This is a genomic window from Acuticoccus sp. I52.16.1, assembly GCF_022865125.1.
In the GTDB taxonomy this organism is placed as follows: Bacteria; Pseudomonadota; Alphaproteobacteria; order Rhizobiales; family Amorphaceae; genus Acuticoccus.
Genome location: NZ_CP094828.1, coordinates 1,367,905 through 1,386,700, shown reverse-complemented (window position 1 = coordinate 1,386,700; position 18,796 = coordinate 1,367,905). Strand labels below are relative to the sequence as shown.

Below are 18,796 nucleotides of genomic sequence, written 5' to 3'. Positions count from 1 at the left end.
TCACAGGCCCAGGGCTTGGAGGAGCGTCTCGGGCGGCAGCGGGATCGACAGCAGCAGCCGGAAAACGCCGTAGAGGACCACGCAGAAGCCCGCCGACGTGATCAGCGCCACCGGCAGGTTGCGGTAGCCGATGAGGAACGACAGCCCCGGCACCATGATCAGCGTGGCGGTGAAGAAGCCGACATAGGTGACGGCGAGGACATAGCCGATCACGGCCGCGACGATGATGGCGAAACGCAGGAGAAGGCCGCGGTCGAGCGTCACCCGCACCCCCGTGCCGCGTGAGAGCGCGAGGGCCGATTGCGTCGCCCAGACCGCCGAGAGCGCCGCGGCGAAGCCCGTCACCGCCAACGGCATGTAGGAGGAGGCGCCGCGATACCCCGCCGCCTCGATCACCCCCAAAACCGATATCGCGCCGACGCCGAGCGCCGTCGCGAGTTCGATGGCAGCTCTGTTCGCCATCAGCCCCTCCCGGAATATGTCGATAGGTCGTGTCCGAGCCGTTTGCCGGCTTCTTGGTGCTCGTCGCGGCGGCCCGTGTTGGCGGGTCCGCCGCCGAGGACGATGCCGTCGTCGACGTCGCCCGCGGGCATCGTGCCTGTCGGGCTAGGCCGGGCGCGGCGTGTGCCGCCCCCGGCCGCTGCCGCCCCGCGAAGGGGCGGTGTGGGTCAGTCGTTGGCGACCCAGGGCTCTTCCTTCCACAGCGTCTGCAGCGTGGAATCGAGCCGCTCGAGCGAGGTGCGGAAGGACTCGCGGTCCTGGAAGGCGAGGGCGAGGTCCTGCTTGGCCGCCGCGGCGCGGAACTCCGGGTTGGCGACGGCGCGACCGACCGCGTCGGACAGCGTCTGCAACTCCGCGGCGTCGACGCCGGCGGGGGCGGCCATGCCACGGTTGGAGCCCATGATCACGTCGTAGCCCTGCTCCTGGAAGGTCGGCACGTCCGGCGCGCCTTCCCAGCGCTCCTCGGACATCTGGCCCAGCAGCACCAGCGTGCCGTCGTCGACGTCCTGCACCGTCTCGGAGACGTTCATCGAGGCCATCATGACGTGGCCGCCGATGACCGCGGCGCGCACGTCGGCGTTGCCGGAGAAGGGGATGTGCTCGAACTTGACGCCGGCCAGACGCTCGAAGTTGAGCGCGGCGAGGTGATCGTCGGAGCCGATGCCGGTGGTGCCGTAGGTGACCTCGCCCGGATGCTCCTTGGCGAAGGCGACCAGCTCGTCGAGGGTGGAGATGCCCTCGTCGGGACGCAGGCTGAACGCGCCCGGATCGTAGATGATGTTGGCGATCGGGGCGAAGCTGTCGATGTCGTAGCGCGCCTTGCGCTGGATCGGGATCGACAGGAGGTTCGGCGTGTTGATGAAGCCGATGGTGTAGCCGTCGGGCTTGGCCTGGGCGAGGGCGGTGAAGCCGATCTCGCCGCCGGCGCCCGGACGGTTCACGACGGTGATCGACGCGCCGTCGCCGAGCTCCTTCTCGATGAAGGGGACGAGGGTGCGGGCGGCGATGTCGGTGCCGCCGCCGGCGCTGTAGGCGACGATCATGGTGATGGGCCGCTCGGGATATTCCGCGTATGCGGACGTGGCGGCGACCGACGCCGCAAGGGTTGCGGCGAGCGCGATGGATTTCTTCATGGTCCCTCCCAATCGAGACGATCGACCACGGCGTTGATCGCCGCTGGCCCCGCTTTTTGGACACGAACAACGCTATACGAACCCAAATGCACGGGGCAAGAGCTTCGGCACGGAAATGCAATCCGGTGCGCCTATGGGCGCAATAAACGCCAGGAATACCTCCCGGCTTGGCGAAACAAACTGACGCTCGGCACCACCGCAGGGATTGCGCTCCCACTCCGTTTTGTATTTTTTCTGTACGGAAAAGAGAGCCACGGGAGGATCGCGATGGCCGCAGGAAACGCGAGGGACGTGCAGAATTCGCCCGGCCTCGATGCGCCGAAGGAGGGAGCGACACGCGTCCGGCTCGCCCACTACGGCGAGACTGGTCGCCCACCCGCCGCGCACCAACTCGATGCCGGTCCGTCCGCCGCCGTCCTCGCCCGCTTCCGCGTCACCGCCGGCCGTCTCGCCGGCGCCGCGCCGTCCCCCCGTCCCGACACCGCCAGAACAGCCCGCTGGCTCGCAGGAGAGGCCCGATGAGCCGCCCCGTCGTCGCCGTACTCGACCCCATCCATCAGCAGGCGATGGACCGCCTCGCCCGGCACGCCGACGTCCTCGGCCCCGGCGAGGCCGATCATTGGCGCGACGTGGCCGATGCGGTGATCGTGCGCGCCCACCCGATCACCGCCGCCGACGTCGCCGCCGCGCCGCGCCTGCGCGTCGTCGCCAAGCACGGCGCCGGGCTCGACAATATCGACGTCGCGGCGTGCGAGGCGGCCGGCCTCGCGGTGCGCTCCACCCCCGGCGTCAACGCCGATTCGGTGGCGGACCTGGCGCTGACGATGGCGTTGGCGCTGTCGCGCCGCCTCGTCCAGCACACCGACGCACTGCGCGCCGGCGAGGCGCAGCGCGGCCCGCAGCACCGCGGCTACGAAGTCGGCGAGATGGAAGCCGGCATCGTCGGCCTCGGCGCCATCGGCAGCCGCGTCGCGCGCCGGCTGATCGGCGGTTTCGGCGCCCCGGTCGCCGCTTTCGATCCCTACCTGGAGCGGTGGCCGGAGGGCGTGCGCCGCGTCGAAAGCCTCGACGCGCTGCTCGCCGAATCGCGCGTCGTCTTCCTGCATGTCCCGCTCGACGACGAGACGCGCCACCTGATCGACGCGGACCGGATCGCGCGGATGCGGCCGGGGGCCTTCCTCGTCAACTGCGCCCGCGGCGGGATCGTCGACGAGGCGGCCCTCGCCGCCGCGCTCCACGACGGCCGCCTCGCCGGCGCCGCGTCCGACGTCTTCGAGGCGGAGCCGAGCTTCCAGAGCCCGCTCCTCGCCGCCCCCAACTTCGTCGCGACGCCGCACGCGGGCGCGCAGACCCACCGTGCCCTCCTCAACGTCGGCACCGCCGTCGTCGACAAGGTTCTCGCCGCTCTCCAATCCGTCGACGCCTGACGCGCCGGCCGCAACACGATCCGAAGGAGGATCCCCATGACCATCGGTTTCCGCGTGATGAAGCGCAAACGCACCGTCCCCGCGGCCATCGTCGAGCGCTTCGCCGCGCTCCCCGTCGCCAACGTCTCCGACTCGATGTGGCGCATGACCGCCGGCGGCGCGCGCCTGCGCCCCTACCACAAGGAGGGGACCCGCTTCGCCGGCGTCGCCCTCACCGTGAAGACGCGGCCGGGCGACAATCTCATGGTGCACAAGGCGCTGGACATGGCCGGGCCGGGCGACGTCATCGTCGTCGACGCGGGCGGCGATCTCACCAACTCCATCCTCGGCGACATCATGACGACGATCGGCAAGAAGGCCGGCATCGTCGGCTTCGTGATCGACGGGGCGATCCGCGACGTGGACGAGATCCGCGAATCGGGCATCGGTATGTTCGCCGCCGGCGTCACCCACCGCGGGCCCTACAAGGACGGGCCGGGCGAGATCAACGTGCCGGTCGCGATCGACGGCATGATCATCGAGCCGGGCGACCTCGTCATCGGCGACGGCGACGGCATGCTGTGCGTGCCCTACGCCGAGGCCGAGACGGTGCTCGCGGCGTCCGAGGCCAAGAAAGCGGCCGAGGGGCGCGAGTTCGAGGCGATCGCCGCCGGCACGCAGGACCGCGCCTGGGTCGACAAGACGCTGGAAGCGCGGGGCTGCGAGTTCGAGGCGTGAGCGAAGAGGCCGCCACCGCGCGTCCCGACCCGGCGGCGGCCCGCGCCGGGGATGCCCCGGCGCGCTCGGACCCCGCGATCGAGAAGCGGCCGCACGAGGCGTTGCCGCGGGCGCTGCGCCGGGTCTTCAACCTCGACGATTTCGAACGGGTCGCGCGGCGCAAGCTGCCGCGCGGCGTCTACTCCTACGTAGCCGGCGGGTCGGACGACACCGTCGCCATGGCCCGCAACCGCGCCGACTTCGACGCGGTGCGGCTGATGCCGCGGGTGCTGGGCGGTCACGGCACGCGCGACCAGCGCACCACGCTGTTCGGCCGGACCTACGCCCACCCCTTCGGCATCTCGCCGATGGGTCTCTCCGCGCTCGCCGCCTACGACGGTGACGTCGCCCTCGCCAAGGGCGCCGCCGCGGCCGGGATCCCGGCGGTGATGAGCGCCACGTCGCTGACGGCGATGGAGCGGGTCGCCGCCGAAGGGCCGAGCCGCTGGTACCAGGCCTATTTGCCGGGCGACGACGCGCGCGTCGTGCCGATGGTGGAGCGCATCGCCGCCGCCGGCTACGAGGTGCTGGTGATGACCGGGGACGTCCCCGTCGCCGGCAACCGCGAGGATTCCAAGCGCGACAACTTCGGCGCGCCGATGAAGCCGAGCCTCGATCTCTTCCTGCAGGGGGCGACGCGGCCGGGCTGGGTCTTCGGCACCTTCGCCCGCACGCTTCTCACCCACGGCGTTCCCCACTTCGAGAACCAGGACGTCACCCGCGGCCCGCCCATCGTCGCGCGCGACGTGGTGCGCTCCTTCGCCGGCCGTGCGACGCTTTCCTGGCATCACGCCGAGCTGGTGCGCCGGACCTTCCCCGGCAAGCTCGTCATCAAGGGCGTGATCGCGCCGGAGGACGCGGCCCGCGCGCGCGACATCGGCGCCGACGGCATCGTCGTCTCCAACCACGGGGGCCGTCAGCTCGACGGCTCGCTCAGCGCCATCGCCGCGCTTCCGGCGGTGAAGGCCGCCGCGGGCGACATGGCGGTGATGCTCGACAGCGGCGTGCGGCGCGGTTCGGACGTCCTGCGGGCGCTGGCGCTGGGGGCGGACTTCGCCTTCGTCGGCCGGCCCTTCCTGTTCGCGGCCGCCGTCGCCGGTACGCTCGGCGTGCGCCACGCCGCCGCGATCCTCGCCGCCGAGGTCGATCGCGACATGGCGATGCTCGGGCTCGGCTCCCTCGCCGCCCTCGACGCCGGCATCCTCGCCCCCGCCTCCCGCTCGCGACGGGGCTGAGGCGGGGCGCACCTCACGGGGCGGGGACGAAGAAGTCCGGCTGCTGGGCGACGATGGCGGGCATGCGCTCGATGGTGCCGGAGAGGTGGCGGCGCATGGCGTCGGTGGCGCCGTGGCGGTCGCCGGCCTCGATGGCGGCCAGCACCGCGCCGTGCCCCTCCAGCACGGACTGCATCTTGCCGGCGCTGGGGAGGTCCAGCGTGCGCAGCCGCGCCATCTGGCTGGTGCGCTCCAGCACCAGCGCGTGCAGCGCCTCCTGCCCGGCGGCCATGAAGAGCGCGCGGTGAAAATCCTCGTCGAGCCGGCGGAAGAGGTCGATCTGCGAGGAATCGTCGGCGAGCGCCTGACTCATCTTGAGAATCCCCCGCGCCTCCAGGAGGCCCGACGTGTCGCCGAGGCCGGCGAGGCGGTTGACCACCTCGCATTCGATCCCGGTGCGGAAGAACTGCTCGTGACGCACCATCGCCTGGTCGATGTGCGTCACCTCGGTGCGGGACTGGCGGTAGGTGGCGACGAGGCCCAGCGTCTCGAGGCGCTGCAACGCCTCGCGCACCGGCGACTGGCTGACGCCGAACGCCTTGGCGAGATCGGGGCGCGAGAGGCGCATGCCGGGGGCGAGGTCGAGCGCGACGATGCGCGCCCGCAGCTCGTCGAACACGCGGGCGGACGTCGGCAGGTAGGCGCTCGTCCCCGGTGCTTTGGCGAGGATGTCGCTCTCTCCGTCCAGCCGAGGCGAATACATGGCGGCGCCCCCACGTCGTCCCGTCATCACATCAGAAGCCGCGGCAGCGACGTCGAGATGCTTGGAACCAGGATGAGTAGGATGAAGAAGACGAAAAGCGCAAGGAAGAACGGCATCGAAGCGCGGGTATAGGCACCGGTCTTCACATCCAGAATGCCGCATACGGCGAACATGATGACCCCCACCGGCGGGGTGAGACCACCGAGGTTGATGAGGAAGACCATCAGGATACCCATGTGGATCGGGTCGAACCCCGCCGCGGTCACCACCGGCATGATGATCGGCGTCACCAGGAGGATGTTGGCCGCGCCCTCCAGGAACATGCCCGAGACGACGAGGACGCCCATCACCAGCGCCAGGATCACCGCCGGATTCTCCGACAGCGTGGTCACGAACTCGGTGATCTGCTGCGGCGCCCGCTCGATGGTGATCGCGTAGCCGAGGACGCCCGCCATCATGATGAGGAGCATGATCATGCCGAGGTCCGAGACCGAGGCCCGCAGCGCTTCGAGCATGCGGGCCGGCGTCAGCTCGCGGTAGACGAAGACGCCGATGATGCCGGCGTAGACCACCAGGAAGGCGCCGGCCTCGGTGGCGGTGAAGATGCCGAAGCGGAAGCCGACGATCAGGATCACCGGGAACATCAGCGCCCAGACGCTCTCCTTGAAGCTCGCCCACAGCTCGCGCCTCTTCGGCAGCTCGGCGAGGTCGGCCGCGTAGCCCTTGTGGCGGGCGACGAGCCAGGTGGTCGCCATCAGCACCAGCGTCAGCAGCGCGCCCGGCAGGACGCCGGCCAGGAAGAGCCGCCCGATCGACACCTCGTTGATGTAGCCGAACAGAATGAGCCCGATGGAGGGCGGGATCGTCGCCGTGATGATCGACCCGAAGGCGAGGATCGCCGCGGTGACGGGCCGGGAGTACCCCTGCGCGATCATCGACGGGCCGAGCAGGCGGCTCTCCATCGAGGCGTCGGCGACGGCCGAGCCTGAGATGCCGCCCATCATGAACGACAGGACGATGGAGACCTGCGCGAGGCCCCCCGCGAGCCATCCGGTGAGGAGGCGGGAGAAGCGCACCAGCCGCTCGGTGATGCCCGACACGTTCATCAGGTTGCCGGCGAGGATGAAGAAGGGCACCGCGAGGAGCGGGAAGCTCTGCGTGGCGCCGACCATCTTCTGCACCGCCACCGTCGGCGGCATCGTGCCGGAGAAGATGAAGACGGGGATGGCCGCGAGCCCGAGCGCGAACGCGACCGGCTGGCCGACGAGGAGGAAGAGGGCGAAGAGCCCGGCGATGAGTAGCAGCATCAGGATTGACTGTTGGCGGACATCGGCGCGGCGACGGCGCGGCCGCGGGCGATGGCGATGAAGCGGGACAGGACGGTGCGCAGCATCAGCGCGAAGCCGAGCGCCATGGACGCGTGCGTCCACGAGCCCGGCATCTGCGCGGCGCCGAAGAGGCGCGGGTTCATCAGCACGGTGTTCTTCACCGCGTAGCGCAGCAGGAAGGCGAGCAGCACCGCCAGCACCGCGAGATTGACGAGCTCGACCCAGCGATAGCGGGCCGGGCCCAGCCAATCGGCGAGGATGGCGAGGCCGAAGTGGCGGCTTTCCTGCAAGGCGAGGTCCGCCGCCAGCACGCACAGCCACACGAAGAGGAGCTGCGCCACCTCGATCGACCAGATGATCGGCGAGCCGACCGCCCGCGCGATGGACGCGCCGGCGACGAGGACGACGATGGCGACGAGGAGGAGGACCGCGGCGCCCCCCTCCACTTTGCGAAGGACGGTGCCTGCGGTGAGCATCGAGGCGCTCGACATGACGTGATCCGGCACCCGGCCTCAGTCGCCGATCACCGATTTCGCGATCTCGGCCTCTTTCTCGAGGTTCAGCTCGGTGTAGACGCTGGCGACCGCCTCCTTGAAGGGCGCGAGGTCGACCTCGTGCACCTCGACGCCGGACGCGGCGACGTCCGCCAGCGCCTTGTCGCCCAGCTCGATGGTGAGGCCGGAGGCGTAGCGGCCGTTCTCGACCGCGAGATCGCGCACGATCTTCTGGTTCTCGGGCGAGATGTCACCCCAGGTGTCGGCCGAGATGACGAGGGCGGTGACGAGCTGGATGTGGCCGGTCTTGGTGACGTGCTTCACCACCTCGTTCAGCTTGGCGCCGGTGATGGCGGTGGGCTGCGCCTCGGCCGCGTCGATCGTGCCGAGCTGCAACGCGGAATAGACCTCGCCCCAGGCGATCGGCGTCGGCTCGGCGCCCATCGCGCGGATCGTCTCGATCCACACCGGCGCGCCGATGGTGCGCATCCTGACGCCCGACAGCTCGGCCGGCGTGGTGAACGGCTTCTGCGTCAGCGCGTGGCGGGCGCCCTGGTACCAGTTGGAGGCCAGCATCACGAGACCGGCCTTGTCGGCCAGCTCCTCGCCCCAGCCCATGTAGGCGTCGGACAGGGCGAACTTGTCGGCCTGCTCGTAGGTGTCGAACAGGAAGGGGGCCGACATGATGGCGAGCGAGGGCACGAACGAGGAGAGGCGGGCCACGTCCGTCACGGTGCCCACGTTGGCGCCGGCGCGAGCCTGGTCGAGCATCTCGGTCGTGTCGCCGAGCTGGCTGTTGTGAAACACCTCGACGACGACCTCGCCGCCGGTCTGCTCCTCCACCTCCTTGGCGAACTTGTCGAGCCCCTGACCCATCGGGTCGCTGGGGGCGAGGACGGTGCCGATGCGCAGCGTCGTCTCGGCCGCGGCGGGCGCGGCGAGGGCGGCGCCGGCGACGAGAACGGCGAGACACCGACCGATGGCGGTCATGGTCATTGGTATTCCTCCCAAATTGAAATTTTAGTTGTGATGGAAGATTAGAAATGCGATCGAAGCTGTGTCAACATAAAATTGCGGCTCGGCGGCGGGCCGGATAAACGATGCGACGGTTTGGGGGACTTTGCGTTGGACGGCCAGGTGACACGAACGACACGAACGCGGCGCAGTCCGGATCAGCTGCGCTCGGCGCGCTGGTTCGCGCCGGACGACCTCCGCAGCTTCGGCCATCGCTCGCGCATGATGCAGCTCGGCTTTTCGGAGGAGGATTTCCGCGGCCGGCCCATCATCGGCGTGCTCAACACCTGGTCCGAGCTCAACACCTGCCACGCCCACTTTCCCGAGCGCGTCGCCGACGTGAAGCGCGGCATCGCCCAGGCGGGCGGACTCGGCGTCGAGATGCCGGCGCTGTCGGTGGACGAGAGCTTCACCAAGCCGACCTCGATGCTCTACCGCAACATGCTGGCGATGGAGACCGAGGAGATGATCCGCTCCCACCCGCTCGACGGTGTGGTGCTGATGGGCGGCTGCGACAAGACCACCCCCGGCCTGGTGATGGGCGCGATCTCGGCCGGGGTGCCGATGATCTTCCTCCCCGCCGGGCCGATGCTGCGCGGCAACTACGCCGGCAAGACGCTGGGTTCCGGCTCGGACGCGTGGAAGTACTGGGATGAGCGGCGCGCCGGCAACATCTCCGACGCCGAATGGCGCGGCATCCAGGGCGGCATCGCCCGCTCGGCCGGCACCTGCATGACGATGGGAACGGCGGCGACGATGATGTCGATCGCCGAGGCGCTGGGGCTCACGCTGCCGGGCGCGTCGTCGATCCCGGCGGTGGATTCGGGCCACCAGCGCATGTCGGCCGACTGCGGCCGGCGCATCGTCGACATGGTGTGGGACGACCTGACCCCGGACGAGATCGTCACCCCCGCGGCGGTGAAGAACGCGGCGATCGTCGCCATGGCGACCGGCTGCTCGACCAACGCTGTGGTCCACCTCATCGCCATCGCGCGCCGCGCCGGCGTTGACCTGACGCTCGACGACCTCGACGCGCTGGGCCGGGTGACGCCGCTGATCGCCAACGTGCGCCCGTCCGGCAAAGAGTACCTGATGGAGGACTTCTACTATGCCGGCGGCCTGCGCGCGCTGATGCGTCAGCTGGAGGACCGGCTCGACGGCGAAGCGATCACCGTCACCGGCCGCCCCGTGACCGAGGGGATCGCCGGGGCCGAGGTCTACAACGACGACGTCATCCGCTCGCTCGCCAACCCGGTCTACCACGAGGGGTCGCTCGCGGTGCTGCGCGGCAACCTGGCGCCGGACGGGGCGGTGATCAAGCCGGCCGCCTGCGACCCGGCCTTCCACGTCCACGAAGGCCCGGCGCTGGTGTTCGACAGCTACCCGGAGATGAAGGCCGCGGTCGACGACGAGAGCCTCGACGTCACGCCCGACCACGTGATGGTGCTGCGCAACGCCGGACCGCAGGGCGGGCCGGGGTTCCCGGAGTGGGGGATGCTGCCGATCCCCAAGGCGCTCATCAAGAAGGGCCACCGGGACATGCTGCGCATCTCGGACGCGCGCATGTCGGGTACGTCATATGGCGCCTGCATCCTGCACGTCGCGCCGGAGGCCTACATCGGCGGACCGCTGGCGCTCCTGAAGACCGGCGACATCGTGCGGCTCGACCTGCCGGCGCGGCGGCTCGACATGCTGGTCGACGACGCCGAGATCGAGCGGCGCCGCGCCGCCTGGACGCCGCCCGCGCCGCGCTTCGAGCGCGGCTGGGGGTGGATGTTCTCGCAGCACGTCACCCAGGCCGACCAGGGCTGCGACTTCACCTTCCTCCAGGCCGACTTCGGCCGGCCCGCCGGAGAGCCCGACATCTACTGAGCCGGCTAGCTACTCGGCCGGACAGCCACTCGGCCGGCTAGCTATTCGGCCGGCACGGGGGCGGCGCTCGCCGTGCCGCCGCGCAGGCGGCGCGCGTCGAGCACCGTGACGGTGAAGACGAGGATGCCCGCGACGCTGAGGCCGACGCCGACGATGCCCGACGCGTCGGCGAAGCCGTAGCCCATGGTGAGCGCGGTCGCCGCCGCGAACGGGCCGAGCGCGTTGGCCATGTTGAAGGCCGAGTGGTTGAGCGCGGCGGCGAGCTGCTGCGCGTCGCCGGCGACGTCCATCAGGCGGGTCTGCAACACGGTCGACAGGCCGCCGGTGGCGCCGACCACGAAGATCACCATCAGGTAGGTCGGCAGCGAGCCGGAGGCGGCGGGGTAGAGCGCCATCGCCGCCAGCGTGCCGAACATGATGACGAAGGCCGCCAGCGTCTGGTTGCGGTCCGCTGCCCAGCCGGCGGCCAGCGCGCCGACGGTCATGCCCGTGCCGATCACCGCCAGCGCCATCGGCACCAGCGTCTCGGGGAGTGCCATGTCGGTGATCATGGTGGAGGCGAGGTAGGTGTAGACGGCGAACATGCCGCCGAATCCGACCGCGCCGGTCGCGAGCGTCAGGAGCACCTGGCGGTTGACGAGGGCGCCCAGCTCCTGAAGCGGGCTGCTCTCCTTGGACATCCGCCCCGGCGCCACGGTGAGCGCGACCGAGACCGCCGTCGCCGCCGCCAGCAGCGAGACGACGCCGTAGGCCGAGCGCCACCCCACCGTCTGCCCCAGCATGTTGGCGAAGGGGACACCGATGATGGTCGCCACCGTCAGCCCCAGCATGACCCGCGCGACGGCCGACGACCGGCGGTTCGGCGCCACCTGCCGCGCCGCGACCAGCGCCGCGACGCCGAAATAGGCGCCGTGCGGCAACCCCGAGAAAAACCGCGCGGCGACGAGCCACTCGTAGCTCGGAGCCAGTGCGGACATCGCGTTGAAGACCGCGAAGCCGCCCATGAAAGCGATCAGCAGCCGCCGCTTGGGCCAGCGCGCGCCGAGCACCACCAGGAGCGGCGCGCCGACCACCACGCCCAGCGCATAGGCGCTGATCACGTCCGAGGCGTCCGCCTCGGTAACGCCGAACGCGGCGGAGAAGTAGGGGACCAACGCCATGGATGCGAACTCGGACGTACCGATCGCGAAGCCGCCCAGGGCGAGGGCGAGAATGATGAGCCCGGCGCGCGTCTCCGGCCGGTCGGCGGCGAGGCGCGTCGTGGGCGTTGCGGCCAGATCGTTGCTCATAGCGGCGTCTTTCGTGACGAAGGTCGTGGTGGCGCCGGGCGAACCGGGCTGTGCGTCTCGGGTGTTCGGGAGCCCCGCCGCGGGCCCGCCGCGAACCCTCGGCCGCGCCATCCCGCCGCGGCCGGTCCCGCAGCCGTGGCGATGGCGCGCACGAAGGAGCACAGGGGCCGGGTGGGACCGGCGAACCGGTGGCCGTCCGCTGCGCGGGGGAGTGTCCTCGGCGTGTTCGGTGCGCCGACGATAGCGCACCCACAAGCTGGCGCTAGCGAAAGCTGATGCAAGGCGCGGCGGAGCTGCTATGCGCCGGATGCACGCCCTTGGCGGGGCACGGGCCGCCCCCGCCGGCGCTGGCCGCGTGCCGCGTCGCTAGAGCTGGCCCATGCGGTTCCACGCATCGAGCCCGGCGACTTTGTACGCCTCGGCGAGAGTCGGATAGTTGAAGGTGTTCTCGACGAAGAAGTCGACCGTGCCGTGCAGGTTGATCACCGCCTGGCCGATGTGGATCAGCTCCGTCGCCCCCTCGCCGACGATGTGCGCCCCCAGGAGGCGACGCGTCTCGAGCGAGAAGATCAGCTTCAGGAAGCCCGAGTTGACGCCCATGATGTGCCCGCGCGAGGTCTCGCGGAAGCGGGCGATGCCGCACTCGTACGGGATCGCCGCCTCGCGCACGTCCTGCTCGGTCATCCCCACGGTGGAGATCTCCGGCACGGCGTAGATGCCGTAGGGAAAGCTGTCCTGCGCCGGGGGCAAGGGGATGCCGAAGGCGTGGCACGCCGCGACGCGCCCCTGCTCCATCGAGGTCGACGCCAGGCTCGGAAAGCCGATCACGTCACCCGCGGCGTAGATGTTCGGGACGTCGGTCTGGTAGGTCGCCGGGTCCACGGTCAGCCGGCCGCGGGCGTCCGGCTCGATGCCGATGGCGGCGAGGTTCAGCGCCCCGACGTTGCCCGAGCGGCCGGCCGCGAACAGCAGCAGCTCGGAGCGTACCCGGCGCCCGTCCGACAGCGCGACCTCGACGCCGCGCTCGCCCTTGGTGATCCGGTCGACCTCGGTGCCGAGGCGGATCGTCATGCCACGGTCGCGCATCTGGTGGATGAAGTCGTCGACCAGCTCCTTGTCGACGAAGTCGAGGATCGTCCGGCGCGCCTCGACCAGCGTCACCGGGACGTCGAGTGCGGAGAAGATGGTTGCGTATTCCACGCCGATGACGCCGCCGCCGATCACGGTGAGCGAGCGGGGCAGCGCCTCGATCTCCAGGATCTCGTCGCTGTCGAACACGCGCGTCTTGTCGAACGGGACGTGCGGCGGGCGGAAGGGCTTGGTGCCGGTGGCGATGAGCGCCTTGTCGAAGACGACCTTGTGGGTGTCGCCGTCGTCGTCGGTCAGGGTCACCGTGTGGGCGTCGACGAACTTGGCCTCGGCGAAGGCGCTGCGCACCATGTTGCGCATGAACTGGTGCTGCAGCACCTCCACCTCGTGATCGAGCGTCTTGTGCAGGCGCTGCATCAGGTCGAAGGCGGAGATGTCCTTCTTCACCCGGTAGGCCTGGCCGTAGAAGCCGCGCTCGCGCCAGCCGGAGAGGTTGAGCACCGTCTCGCGCAGCGTCTTCGACGGGATCGTGCCGGTATGCACCGATACTCCGCCCAGCCGCCGTCCACGGTCCACCACCAGCACCGACTTGCCGAGCTTGGCCGACTGTACCGCGGCGCGCCGCCCCGCCGGGCCGCTGCCGATGACCAGCATATCGATCTCGTCCAACGGTCCCTCCAGTCGGGTGTGGGGGCGCGCCGCGCCCGCCCGGTCCCGTGCCATCGTCGACGGTGGTGGCAAAGACCATGCCGCATCGACGGCTGTCGAGGCTTGGCCCGGCGGCGCCGGCCGGTGCCGGCCGCCCACCGCGAGGCCCCTTGACCGCATGGGGCCGGCGCGATGAGGTGTGCCATGACCCTCACCCCCACGCAGATGCTGGAACGGCTCGTCGCCTTCCCCACGGTCTCGTCCCGCTCCAACCTCGAGCTGATGGCCTTCGTGAAGGACACGCTCGCCCAATGCGGCGTGACGGCCACGCTGCTGCCGGACCCGTCGGGGGAGAAGGCCAACCTCTACGCCACGGTCGGGCCGATGGTGGAGGGCGGCGTCGTCCTCTCCGGCCATACCGACGTGGTGCCCGCCGAGGAGGACACCTGGAGCGCAGGCCCCTGGGCGCTGACCCGGCGCGACGGGCGCCTCTACGGCCGTGGCGCGTGCGACATGAAGGGGTTCGACGCGCTGGTCCTGGCGGCGGTCCCGGCGATGGTGGCGGCCGGCCTCGCGGTCCCGATCCACATCGCGCTCTCCTATGACGAGGAGGTCGGCTGCCGCGGCGCGCCGCCGCTGATCGCGGCGATGAAGGCCGCGCTCCCGGCGCCGCGCGCGGTGATCGTCGGCGAGCCGACCCGGATGCGGCCGGTCGGTGGCCACAAGGGCTCGTTCTCGTTCCATACGCATGTCACCGGCCATGCCGTCCACTCCAGCCGGATCGACATCGGCGTCAGCGCGGTCATGACGGCCGCCCGGCTGATCACCTGGCTGGAGGACAGGATGGCCGCCAACGCGCGCGCCGCCGACCCGGCGAGCCCCTTCGTGCCGCCCTACACGACGATCCATTGCGGCATGATCCAGGGCGGGACCGCGGCCAACATCGTGTCCGACCGCTGCCGCTTCGTGACCGACATGCGGGTCGTGCCGCCCGAAGATCCGGAGGTGATCCTCGCCGAGTACGAACGCCATATCCGCGAGGTGATCGAGCCGGAGATGAAGCGCAAGCACGCCGGCGCCGGCGTCAGGATCGAGCGGCGCAGCGACGTCGCCCCGCTGATGCCGGACCCGGGCGGCGGGGCCGAAGCCCTCTTCGCAGCGCTCGGGGTCGGCGAGGCGCCCGCGGCGGTCTCCTACGGGACGGAGGCGGGCCTGTTCCAGCGGGCGGGATGGCCGGCGATGGTGTGCGGCCCGGGCGACATCGCCCAGGCCCACCAGGCGGACGAGTACCTGGAGGAGAGCGAGCTGGCGAAGGGCGAGCGGTTCATCGCCCGCCTCATCGCCCACCTGGCCGCCTGACGGGCCGTGCGGCGCGCCGGGCCGGGCGACGCGCCATGGAACGAGCCCGGCCGGGGCCGGCTCAGCGTCCGGCGAAGAGGCGCTTGTCGATGACGCCGTGGACGCCCCAGTTGCCGTCCACCACCTGTGTCACGCCGAAATCCGCCGCGACCGACATCAGCGAGATCGCCTCGTCTTCGGACAGCCCGTAGGCGGTCATCAGGAAGGTGCGCATCTTGCGGAAGGCGTCGCGCATGGCGCCGTCCACCGAGGACTTCGAATAGATGTCGCTCTGCGCGCTCTCGCCGAGGTCGTTGAGGTAGTCGGCGAAGGAGAAGCCGTGGACGACCCACTCGCCGGCGGTCTCCAGCAGCGGGAAGTCCAGCCCCTCGACCGGGGTGCCGGCCAGTTCGTCCGCCTTGACCAGCGTCACCCGCACCAGACCGGTGAGCGACGTCTCGATCGCGGTGCCGGCAAGCTCGGAATCGCCCTGCGCGGCGTGCGGGTCGCCGGCCGACAATAGGCCACCCTCGACCGCGACGGGATAATACATCGTCCCGCCTTTGCCGATGCGCCAGTTGTCGATGTTGCCGCCGAACGAGGACGGCGGGATGGAATCGACGAAATCCGCCTCCGCCGGCGCCAGCCCCATGGTGCCGAAGTGCGGGCGGATCGGTACGCGCACGCCCTCCAGCGCGGCCGTCTCCTCCACGGTGGCATGGTCGACCGGCACGCCCGGATAGTCGATCATCTCGTGTACGACGCCGTCCGGGTCGGTCTGCGGCGTCCAGCGGAAGGCGTAGACCGCCTGCGCCCAATCCTCCTTGCCGGTCGAGTCGAGCTCGTAGATCGTGATCACCTCACGCGGCTTCGGGTCCTCGATGAGGTCGTTGTAGTGGTAACCCCACCAGGCGGCGGCGTTGGAGCCGAAGGTCTTGCCGGCGTGCTCGGGGTTGGCCGAGGGGCGCGGCTTCAGGTCCAGGATCTCCACCTTCAGCACGTCCCCCGGCTCGGCCCCGCAGACGTAGACCGGGCCGGTGAGGATGTGCACGCCGAAGCCCTCGCCCGCCCCGCGCCCGTGGATCGACGCGTCGACCGGGCCGGCGCCACGACGGTTCACCCCCTTGCTGCCGGGCTCCCAGCGGAACACGCTCTCCGCACCCGGATCGCCCGTCACCATGCGCGAGGCGTCGTCGTTGGCGTGATGGGTGAGCGTCTCGAGGGTGACGAGGTCGCCGGAGTGGATGACCGCGGCGGGATCGAGGGTCTTGGAAAAGTAGCCCCAGTGGACGGTGTCGGCACTCGCCGGGATCAGATGGTGCGCGGGGCTCTCGGGGGCGGTGGCACAGGCCTCGGGGGCGTCCTGGGCGGAGGCGGCGCCCGCCGCGGCGAGCACCATCGTGCTCATGGCCGTGGCACCGAGGAGGACCCGCAGGGTGGGGCGGCTCGAAATGTGGGTCATCTGTGTCTCTGCTGTGGTGAAGATCGATCCGACCTGCAAAGACAATGCCATGAGAGCACACGCAGCGCGTGTGGAAGGTGTGCCGGGTGCAATATCGGCGCGTACCCGCGCCATCGATTGCGCACGCGTGTCATCCGGTAACTATCTTAGTAGCAAGACGCTTCATTCAGGCAAAAAGACATGCCATACGGTAATCGGATGCCACTGGTTGCGCTGTGCGGGTCACTCGCGCCGACCATGCCAGTTTTTTTCACCATATAGCGTAATACGTGCATTGTTCCCCTTTTCCAAACCGTGTCATCGACCAGATACTGGCGGACGCGGATGCGCGCTCTTGCCAGTTGTGGAAGGGGCCACATGCAAAAGATGGTTGAAAACAGGCTCGGCCAATTTCTGAAGGACCGCCGCTGCCAGCTGGACCCGGAGATGTTCGGCATCGCGCGGGCGGACCGTCACGACATGGGGCTCCAGTGCGAGGACGTGGCCGAGCGCGCCGGTGTGAGTGTCGCGTGGTATCAATGGCTCGAGGAGGGGTGGGAGGATGCGCCGTCCGCGGACGTACTCGATCGCGTGTCGAGCGCGCTCATGCTGAGCGAGCCGGATCGCGAGCACCTGCATTATATCGCGGCCACCATGTCCGGCCCCCACGGTGCGAGCCGGACCTACATGGTCCCGCCCAAATTGCAGCGCACTTTGGATGCGCTCAGCGTGTGCCCGGCCTACATCAAGTCGCCCTGCTGGGACGTGGTCGCCTGGAACGGTGCGGCGCGGGCGGTGCTGGAGGACTATGCGGCCGTGCCGCCGGATCGCCGCAACGTGCTGCGCATCATCTTCGGCGACACGGCGCTGCGCCGTAAGCTGCAGAACTGGGAGACGGTGGCCCGCCACGCGGTGGAGGATTTCCGCCAGCAGGGCATCCAGATGGGGATGTCGGACCGGGCGAAGGCGCTGGTGGACGACCTGTGCCACGAGAGCGAAGACTTCGCCCGCCTGTGGCGGGACGCCCCTCCCAACGAGGCCGGCGAGCGCACCAAGATCGTCGAGGTGCCGGAGTTCGGTGCCATCCTGCTCGACTATTCGCCCCACCACCTCAACGGCCATCCGGGGTTCCTGATGGTGGTCTACACGCCCGCCACGGTGTGCGACAGCGAGCGGCTGATCGGTTTCCTGAGCTCTCGCACCGGCCGCGTCGCCCGCTCCATCGGCATCGGCCGGCTCTGACGCCGGCGCCCTCCGTCGCAGACCCCATCGTCGGTGCGGATTCCTGCCGGAGCCGGCGGCACCTGGCGGCGTCAGCGCGGATGACGCACGATTCTGCGTCCAAAAAAATTGCAATCTTGCAATATACCTGCCTGCCCCTCCGTGGGGTTTTTGCGTATGCTGGCAGCCGACATTGTTCGATCGAATGGTCCGCAGCATCGGGGCGACTGCCGTGCGTCCCCTCCACGCCGCGGACGACGACCCGTCGGACGCCGGTTCCAGCCCGGCCCAGACCGTCGGCAACGACCCTCCGGACGGAGGGCGAGGCTCCCAGCGAAACGCGATCGTTGGCGTAACGAAGGCACCATACCGGGGGACGACGTGGACAGGATGCAGATCGGATTTCTCGGGGCGGGCCAGATGGGCTCGGGCATGGCGCTGTGCCTGTCGCGCGCCCATCCGGTGGTGACGATGCTCCACCGCAATCGCGGCCAGGAAACGCGTCTCAGAGCCGCCGATATCGAGATCGTCGACCGTGCCGAAGCCGTCGCCGAGCGGTCCGACGTTCTCTTCCTGTGTCTGCCCAACGCCGACACCGTGCGCGACATCGTCGAGCGTGTGCGCGGCGTGCTCCCCGGTGGCGCGATGATCGTCGACACAACCACCTCGCACCCCGCCGTCACCCGCGAGCTGGCCGCCGATCTCGCCGCGGCCGGCTTCGCCTTCATCGACGCGCCGGCCACCGGCGGCCCCGCCGAAGCGGCCGACGGGATGCTGGTCTCCATGGTCGGTGCGACGAAGGCGAATTACCAGCGGGTCGAGCCCTTCCTGGCGCTGACGTCGGAGACCATCGTCCACTTCGGCGGGCCGGGGGCGGGGCACGCGGCGAAGCTGATCAACAATTTCATCACCCAGGGTCAGGCCGCGTTGACGATCGAGGCGATGCGCCGGTGCGAGGCCGTCGGCATCGACATGGCGCACATGGTGGAGGCGATCGCCGCCAGCGGCAGCCGCTCCGGGACCTTCATGCGGATCATGCCGAGCGTCGTCGCCGGAACGTACGACGGCCTGCCGTTCAGCCTGGAGAACGCGGCGAAGGATGTGCGCTATGCGCGCGAGATGTTCGCCGAGGCGGGCGTCCCGTCGACGCTGATCGAGGGGGGCCTCTCCGCCTTCTTCGAGGCCGAGCTGTCCCGCTGGCCGCCGCAGACGTTCATCTCCGGCCTGATGCGCGACAGCGCGCTCGACTGACGGGATGGGGGGGCAGG

Annotated in this window: 17 protein-coding genes; 8 read left to right on the top strand and 9 right to left on the bottom strand. The window is 70.1% G+C overall.

Annotated elements, in window-relative coordinates:
- Both MRB58_RS06230 and MRB58_RS06225 read right to left on the bottom strand, forming a co-directional pair.
- A complete protein-coding gene (locus tag MRB58_RS06230) occupies positions 1 to 462 on the bottom strand; it encodes a tripartite tricarboxylate transporter TctB family protein (RefSeq protein WP_244780861.1) in 462 nt (153 codons plus the stop codon).
- 206 nt (positions 463 to 668) lie between these two features.
- Positions 669 to 1,634: a tripartite tricarboxylate transporter substrate binding protein gene (locus MRB58_RS06225; RefSeq protein ID WP_244780860.1), complete on the bottom strand. Its 966-nt coding sequence runs from the start codon at positions 1,632 to 1,634 to the stop codon at positions 669 to 671.
- A gap of 267 nt (positions 1,635 to 1,901) precedes the next feature.
- Between MRB58_RS06225 and MRB58_RS06220 the strand changes: the two genes are divergently transcribed.
- The 4 genes from MRB58_RS06220 to MRB58_RS06205 are packed head-to-tail and all read left to right on the top strand — an operon-like array spanning position 1,902 to position 5,052.
- Positions 1,902 to 2,156, top strand: a complete 255-nt coding sequence (locus tag MRB58_RS06220) for a hypothetical protein (RefSeq protein ID WP_244780859.1) — start codon at positions 1,902 to 1,904, stop codon at positions 2,154 to 2,156.
- Positions 2,153 to 3,061, top strand: a complete 909-nt coding sequence (locus tag MRB58_RS06215) for an NAD(P)-dependent oxidoreductase (protein ID WP_244780858.1) — start codon at positions 2,153 to 2,155, stop codon at positions 3,059 to 3,061. Before MRB58_RS06220 ends, MRB58_RS06215 begins: the two co-directional genes overlap by 4 nt.
- A gap of 36 nt (positions 3,062 to 3,097) precedes the next feature.
- On the top strand, positions 3,098 to 3,778 hold the full coding sequence (locus MRB58_RS06210; RefSeq protein ID WP_244780857.1) for an RraA family protein: 681 nt from the start codon (positions 3,098 to 3,100) through the stop codon (positions 3,776 to 3,778).
- Complete coding sequence (locus MRB58_RS06205; RefSeq protein WP_244780856.1) at positions 3,775 to 5,052, top strand: alpha-hydroxy acid oxidase; 1,278 nt, start codon at positions 3,775 to 3,777, stop codon at positions 5,050 to 5,052. The genes MRB58_RS06210 and MRB58_RS06205 overlap by 4 nt, the downstream gene beginning before the upstream one ends.
- 13 nt (positions 5,053 to 5,065) lie before the next feature.
- Here MRB58_RS06205 and MRB58_RS06200 read toward each other — a convergent pair whose 3' ends face one another.
- From MRB58_RS06200 to MRB58_RS06185, 4 genes are read right to left on the bottom strand one after another with little or no spacing between them, the layout of a single operon-like run.
- Complete coding sequence (locus MRB58_RS06200) at positions 5,066 to 5,794, bottom strand: GntR family transcriptional regulator (protein ID WP_244780855.1); 729 nt, start codon at positions 5,792 to 5,794, stop codon at positions 5,066 to 5,068.
- A gap of 26 nt (positions 5,795 to 5,820) precedes the next feature.
- Entirely contained in the window at positions 5,821 to 7,101 is a 1,281-nt protein-coding gene (locus MRB58_RS06195; RefSeq protein WP_244780854.1) for a TRAP transporter large permease, read from the bottom strand.
- Positions 7,101 to 7,613: a TRAP transporter small permease gene (locus MRB58_RS06190; RefSeq protein WP_244780853.1), complete on the bottom strand. Its 513-nt coding sequence runs from the start codon at positions 7,611 to 7,613 to the stop codon at positions 7,101 to 7,103. Before MRB58_RS06190 ends, MRB58_RS06195 begins: the two co-directional genes overlap by 1 nt.
- 21 nt (positions 7,614 to 7,634) lie before the next feature.
- Entirely contained in the window at positions 7,635 to 8,612 is a 978-nt protein-coding gene (locus tag MRB58_RS06185; RefSeq protein ID WP_244780852.1) for a C4-dicarboxylate TRAP transporter substrate-binding protein, read from the bottom strand.
- Positions 8,613 to 8,753: 141 nt separating this feature from the next.
- Here MRB58_RS06185 and araD point away from each other — a divergent pair, with 141 nt between their 5' ends.
- Positions 8,754 to 10,502, top strand: coding sequence for an L-arabinonate dehydratase (araD, locus tag MRB58_RS06180; protein ID WP_244780851.1), 1,749 nt, complete (start codon positions 8,754 to 8,756; stop codon positions 10,500 to 10,502).
- Positions 10,503 to 10,543: 41 nt separating this feature from the next.
- On the opposite strand, the gene MRB58_RS06175 is transcribed toward araD, so the two are convergent.
- Positions 10,544 to 11,791, bottom strand: coding sequence for an MFS transporter (locus MRB58_RS06175; RefSeq protein ID WP_244780850.1), 1,248 nt, complete (start codon positions 11,789 to 11,791; stop codon positions 10,544 to 10,546).
- A gap of 366 nt (positions 11,792 to 12,157) precedes the next feature.
- Entirely contained in the window at positions 12,158 to 13,549 is a 1,392-nt protein-coding gene (gene sthA, locus MRB58_RS06170; RefSeq protein ID WP_244780849.1) for a Si-specific NAD(P)(+) transhydrogenase, read from the bottom strand.
- A gap of 183 nt (positions 13,550 to 13,732) precedes the next feature.
- Between sthA and argE the strand changes: the two genes are divergently transcribed.
- Positions 13,733 to 14,887, top strand: a complete 1,155-nt coding sequence (gene argE / locus MRB58_RS06165) for an acetylornithine deacetylase (RefSeq protein WP_244780848.1) — start codon at positions 13,733 to 13,735, stop codon at positions 14,885 to 14,887.
- Positions 14,888 to 14,948: 61 nt separating this feature from the next.
- Here the strand turns inward: argE and MRB58_RS06160 are convergent, their stop codons facing one another.
- Positions 14,949 to 16,328, bottom strand: a complete 1,380-nt coding sequence (locus tag MRB58_RS06160) for an acetamidase/formamidase family protein (protein ID WP_244780847.1) — start codon at positions 16,326 to 16,328, stop codon at positions 14,949 to 14,951.
- A gap of 357 nt (positions 16,329 to 16,685) precedes the next feature.
- Here MRB58_RS06160 and MRB58_RS06155 point away from each other — a divergent pair, with 357 nt between their 5' ends.
- Both MRB58_RS06155 and MRB58_RS06150 read left to right on the top strand, forming a co-directional pair.
- On the top strand, positions 16,686 to 17,549 hold the full coding sequence (locus tag MRB58_RS06155) for a helix-turn-helix transcriptional regulator (RefSeq protein ID WP_244780846.1): 864 nt from the start codon (positions 16,686 to 16,688) through the stop codon (positions 17,547 to 17,549).
- 156 nt (positions 17,550 to 17,705) lie between these two features.
- The gene (locus MRB58_RS06150) at positions 17,706 to 18,779 is read left to right on the top strand and encodes an NAD(P)-dependent oxidoreductase (RefSeq protein WP_256461705.1); all 1,074 of its coding nucleotides are present in this window, start codon (positions 17,706 to 17,708) and stop codon (positions 18,777 to 18,779) included.
- Positions 18,780 to 18,796 lie beyond the last annotated feature (17 nt).

Bases quoted from the DNA above. Each gene is read 5' to 3' on its own strand.
- MRB58_RS06150 (WP_256461705.1), top strand. From the start codon at position 17,706: ATGCTGGCAGCCGACATTGTTCGATCGAATGGTCCGCAGCATCGGGGC.
- MRB58_RS06195 (WP_244780854.1), bottom strand. From the start codon at position 7,101: ATGCTGCTACTCATCGCCGGGCTCTTCGCCCTCTTCCTCCTCGTCGGC.
- MRB58_RS06220 (WP_244780859.1), top strand. From the start codon at position 1,902: ATGGCCGCAGGAAACGCGAGGGACGTGCAGAATTCGCCCGGCCTCGAT.
- MRB58_RS06210 (WP_244780857.1), top strand. From the start codon at position 3,098: ATGACCATCGGTTTCCGCGTGATGAAGCGCAAACGCACCGTCCCCGCG.
- MRB58_RS06160 (WP_244780847.1), bottom strand. From the start codon at position 16,328: ATGACCCACATTTCGAGCCGCCCCACCCTGCGGGTCCTCCTCGGTGCC.
- MRB58_RS06230 (WP_244780861.1), bottom strand. From the start codon at position 462: ATGGCGAACAGAGCTGCCATCGAACTCGCGACGGCGCTCGGCGTCGGC.
- MRB58_RS06200 (WP_244780855.1), bottom strand. From the start codon at position 5,794: ATGTATTCGCCTCGGCTGGACGGAGAGAGCGACATCCTCGCCAAAGCA.
- MRB58_RS06190 (WP_244780853.1), bottom strand. From the start codon at position 7,613: ATGTCGAGCGCCTCGATGCTCACCGCAGGCACCGTCCTTCGCAAAGTG.
- MRB58_RS06225 (WP_244780860.1), bottom strand. From the start codon at position 1,634: ATGAAGAAATCCATCGCGCTCGCCGCAACCCTTGCGGCGTCGGTCGCC.
- MRB58_RS06185 (WP_244780852.1), bottom strand. From the start codon at position 8,612: ATGACCATGACCGCCATCGGTCGGTGTCTCGCCGTTCTCGTCGCCGGC.
- MRB58_RS06175 (WP_244780850.1), bottom strand. From the start codon at position 11,791: ATGAGCAACGATCTGGCCGCAACGCCCACGACGCGCCTCGCCGCCGAC.
- MRB58_RS06215 (WP_244780858.1), top strand. From the start codon at position 2,153: ATGAGCCGCCCCGTCGTCGCCGTACTCGACCCCATCCATCAGCAGGCG.
- argE (WP_244780848.1), top strand. From the start codon at position 13,733: ATGACCCTCACCCCCACGCAGATGCTGGAACGGCTCGTCGCCTTCCCC.
- MRB58_RS06155 (WP_244780846.1), top strand. From the start codon at position 16,686: ATGCAAAAGATGGTTGAAAACAGGCTCGGCCAATTTCTGAAGGACCGC.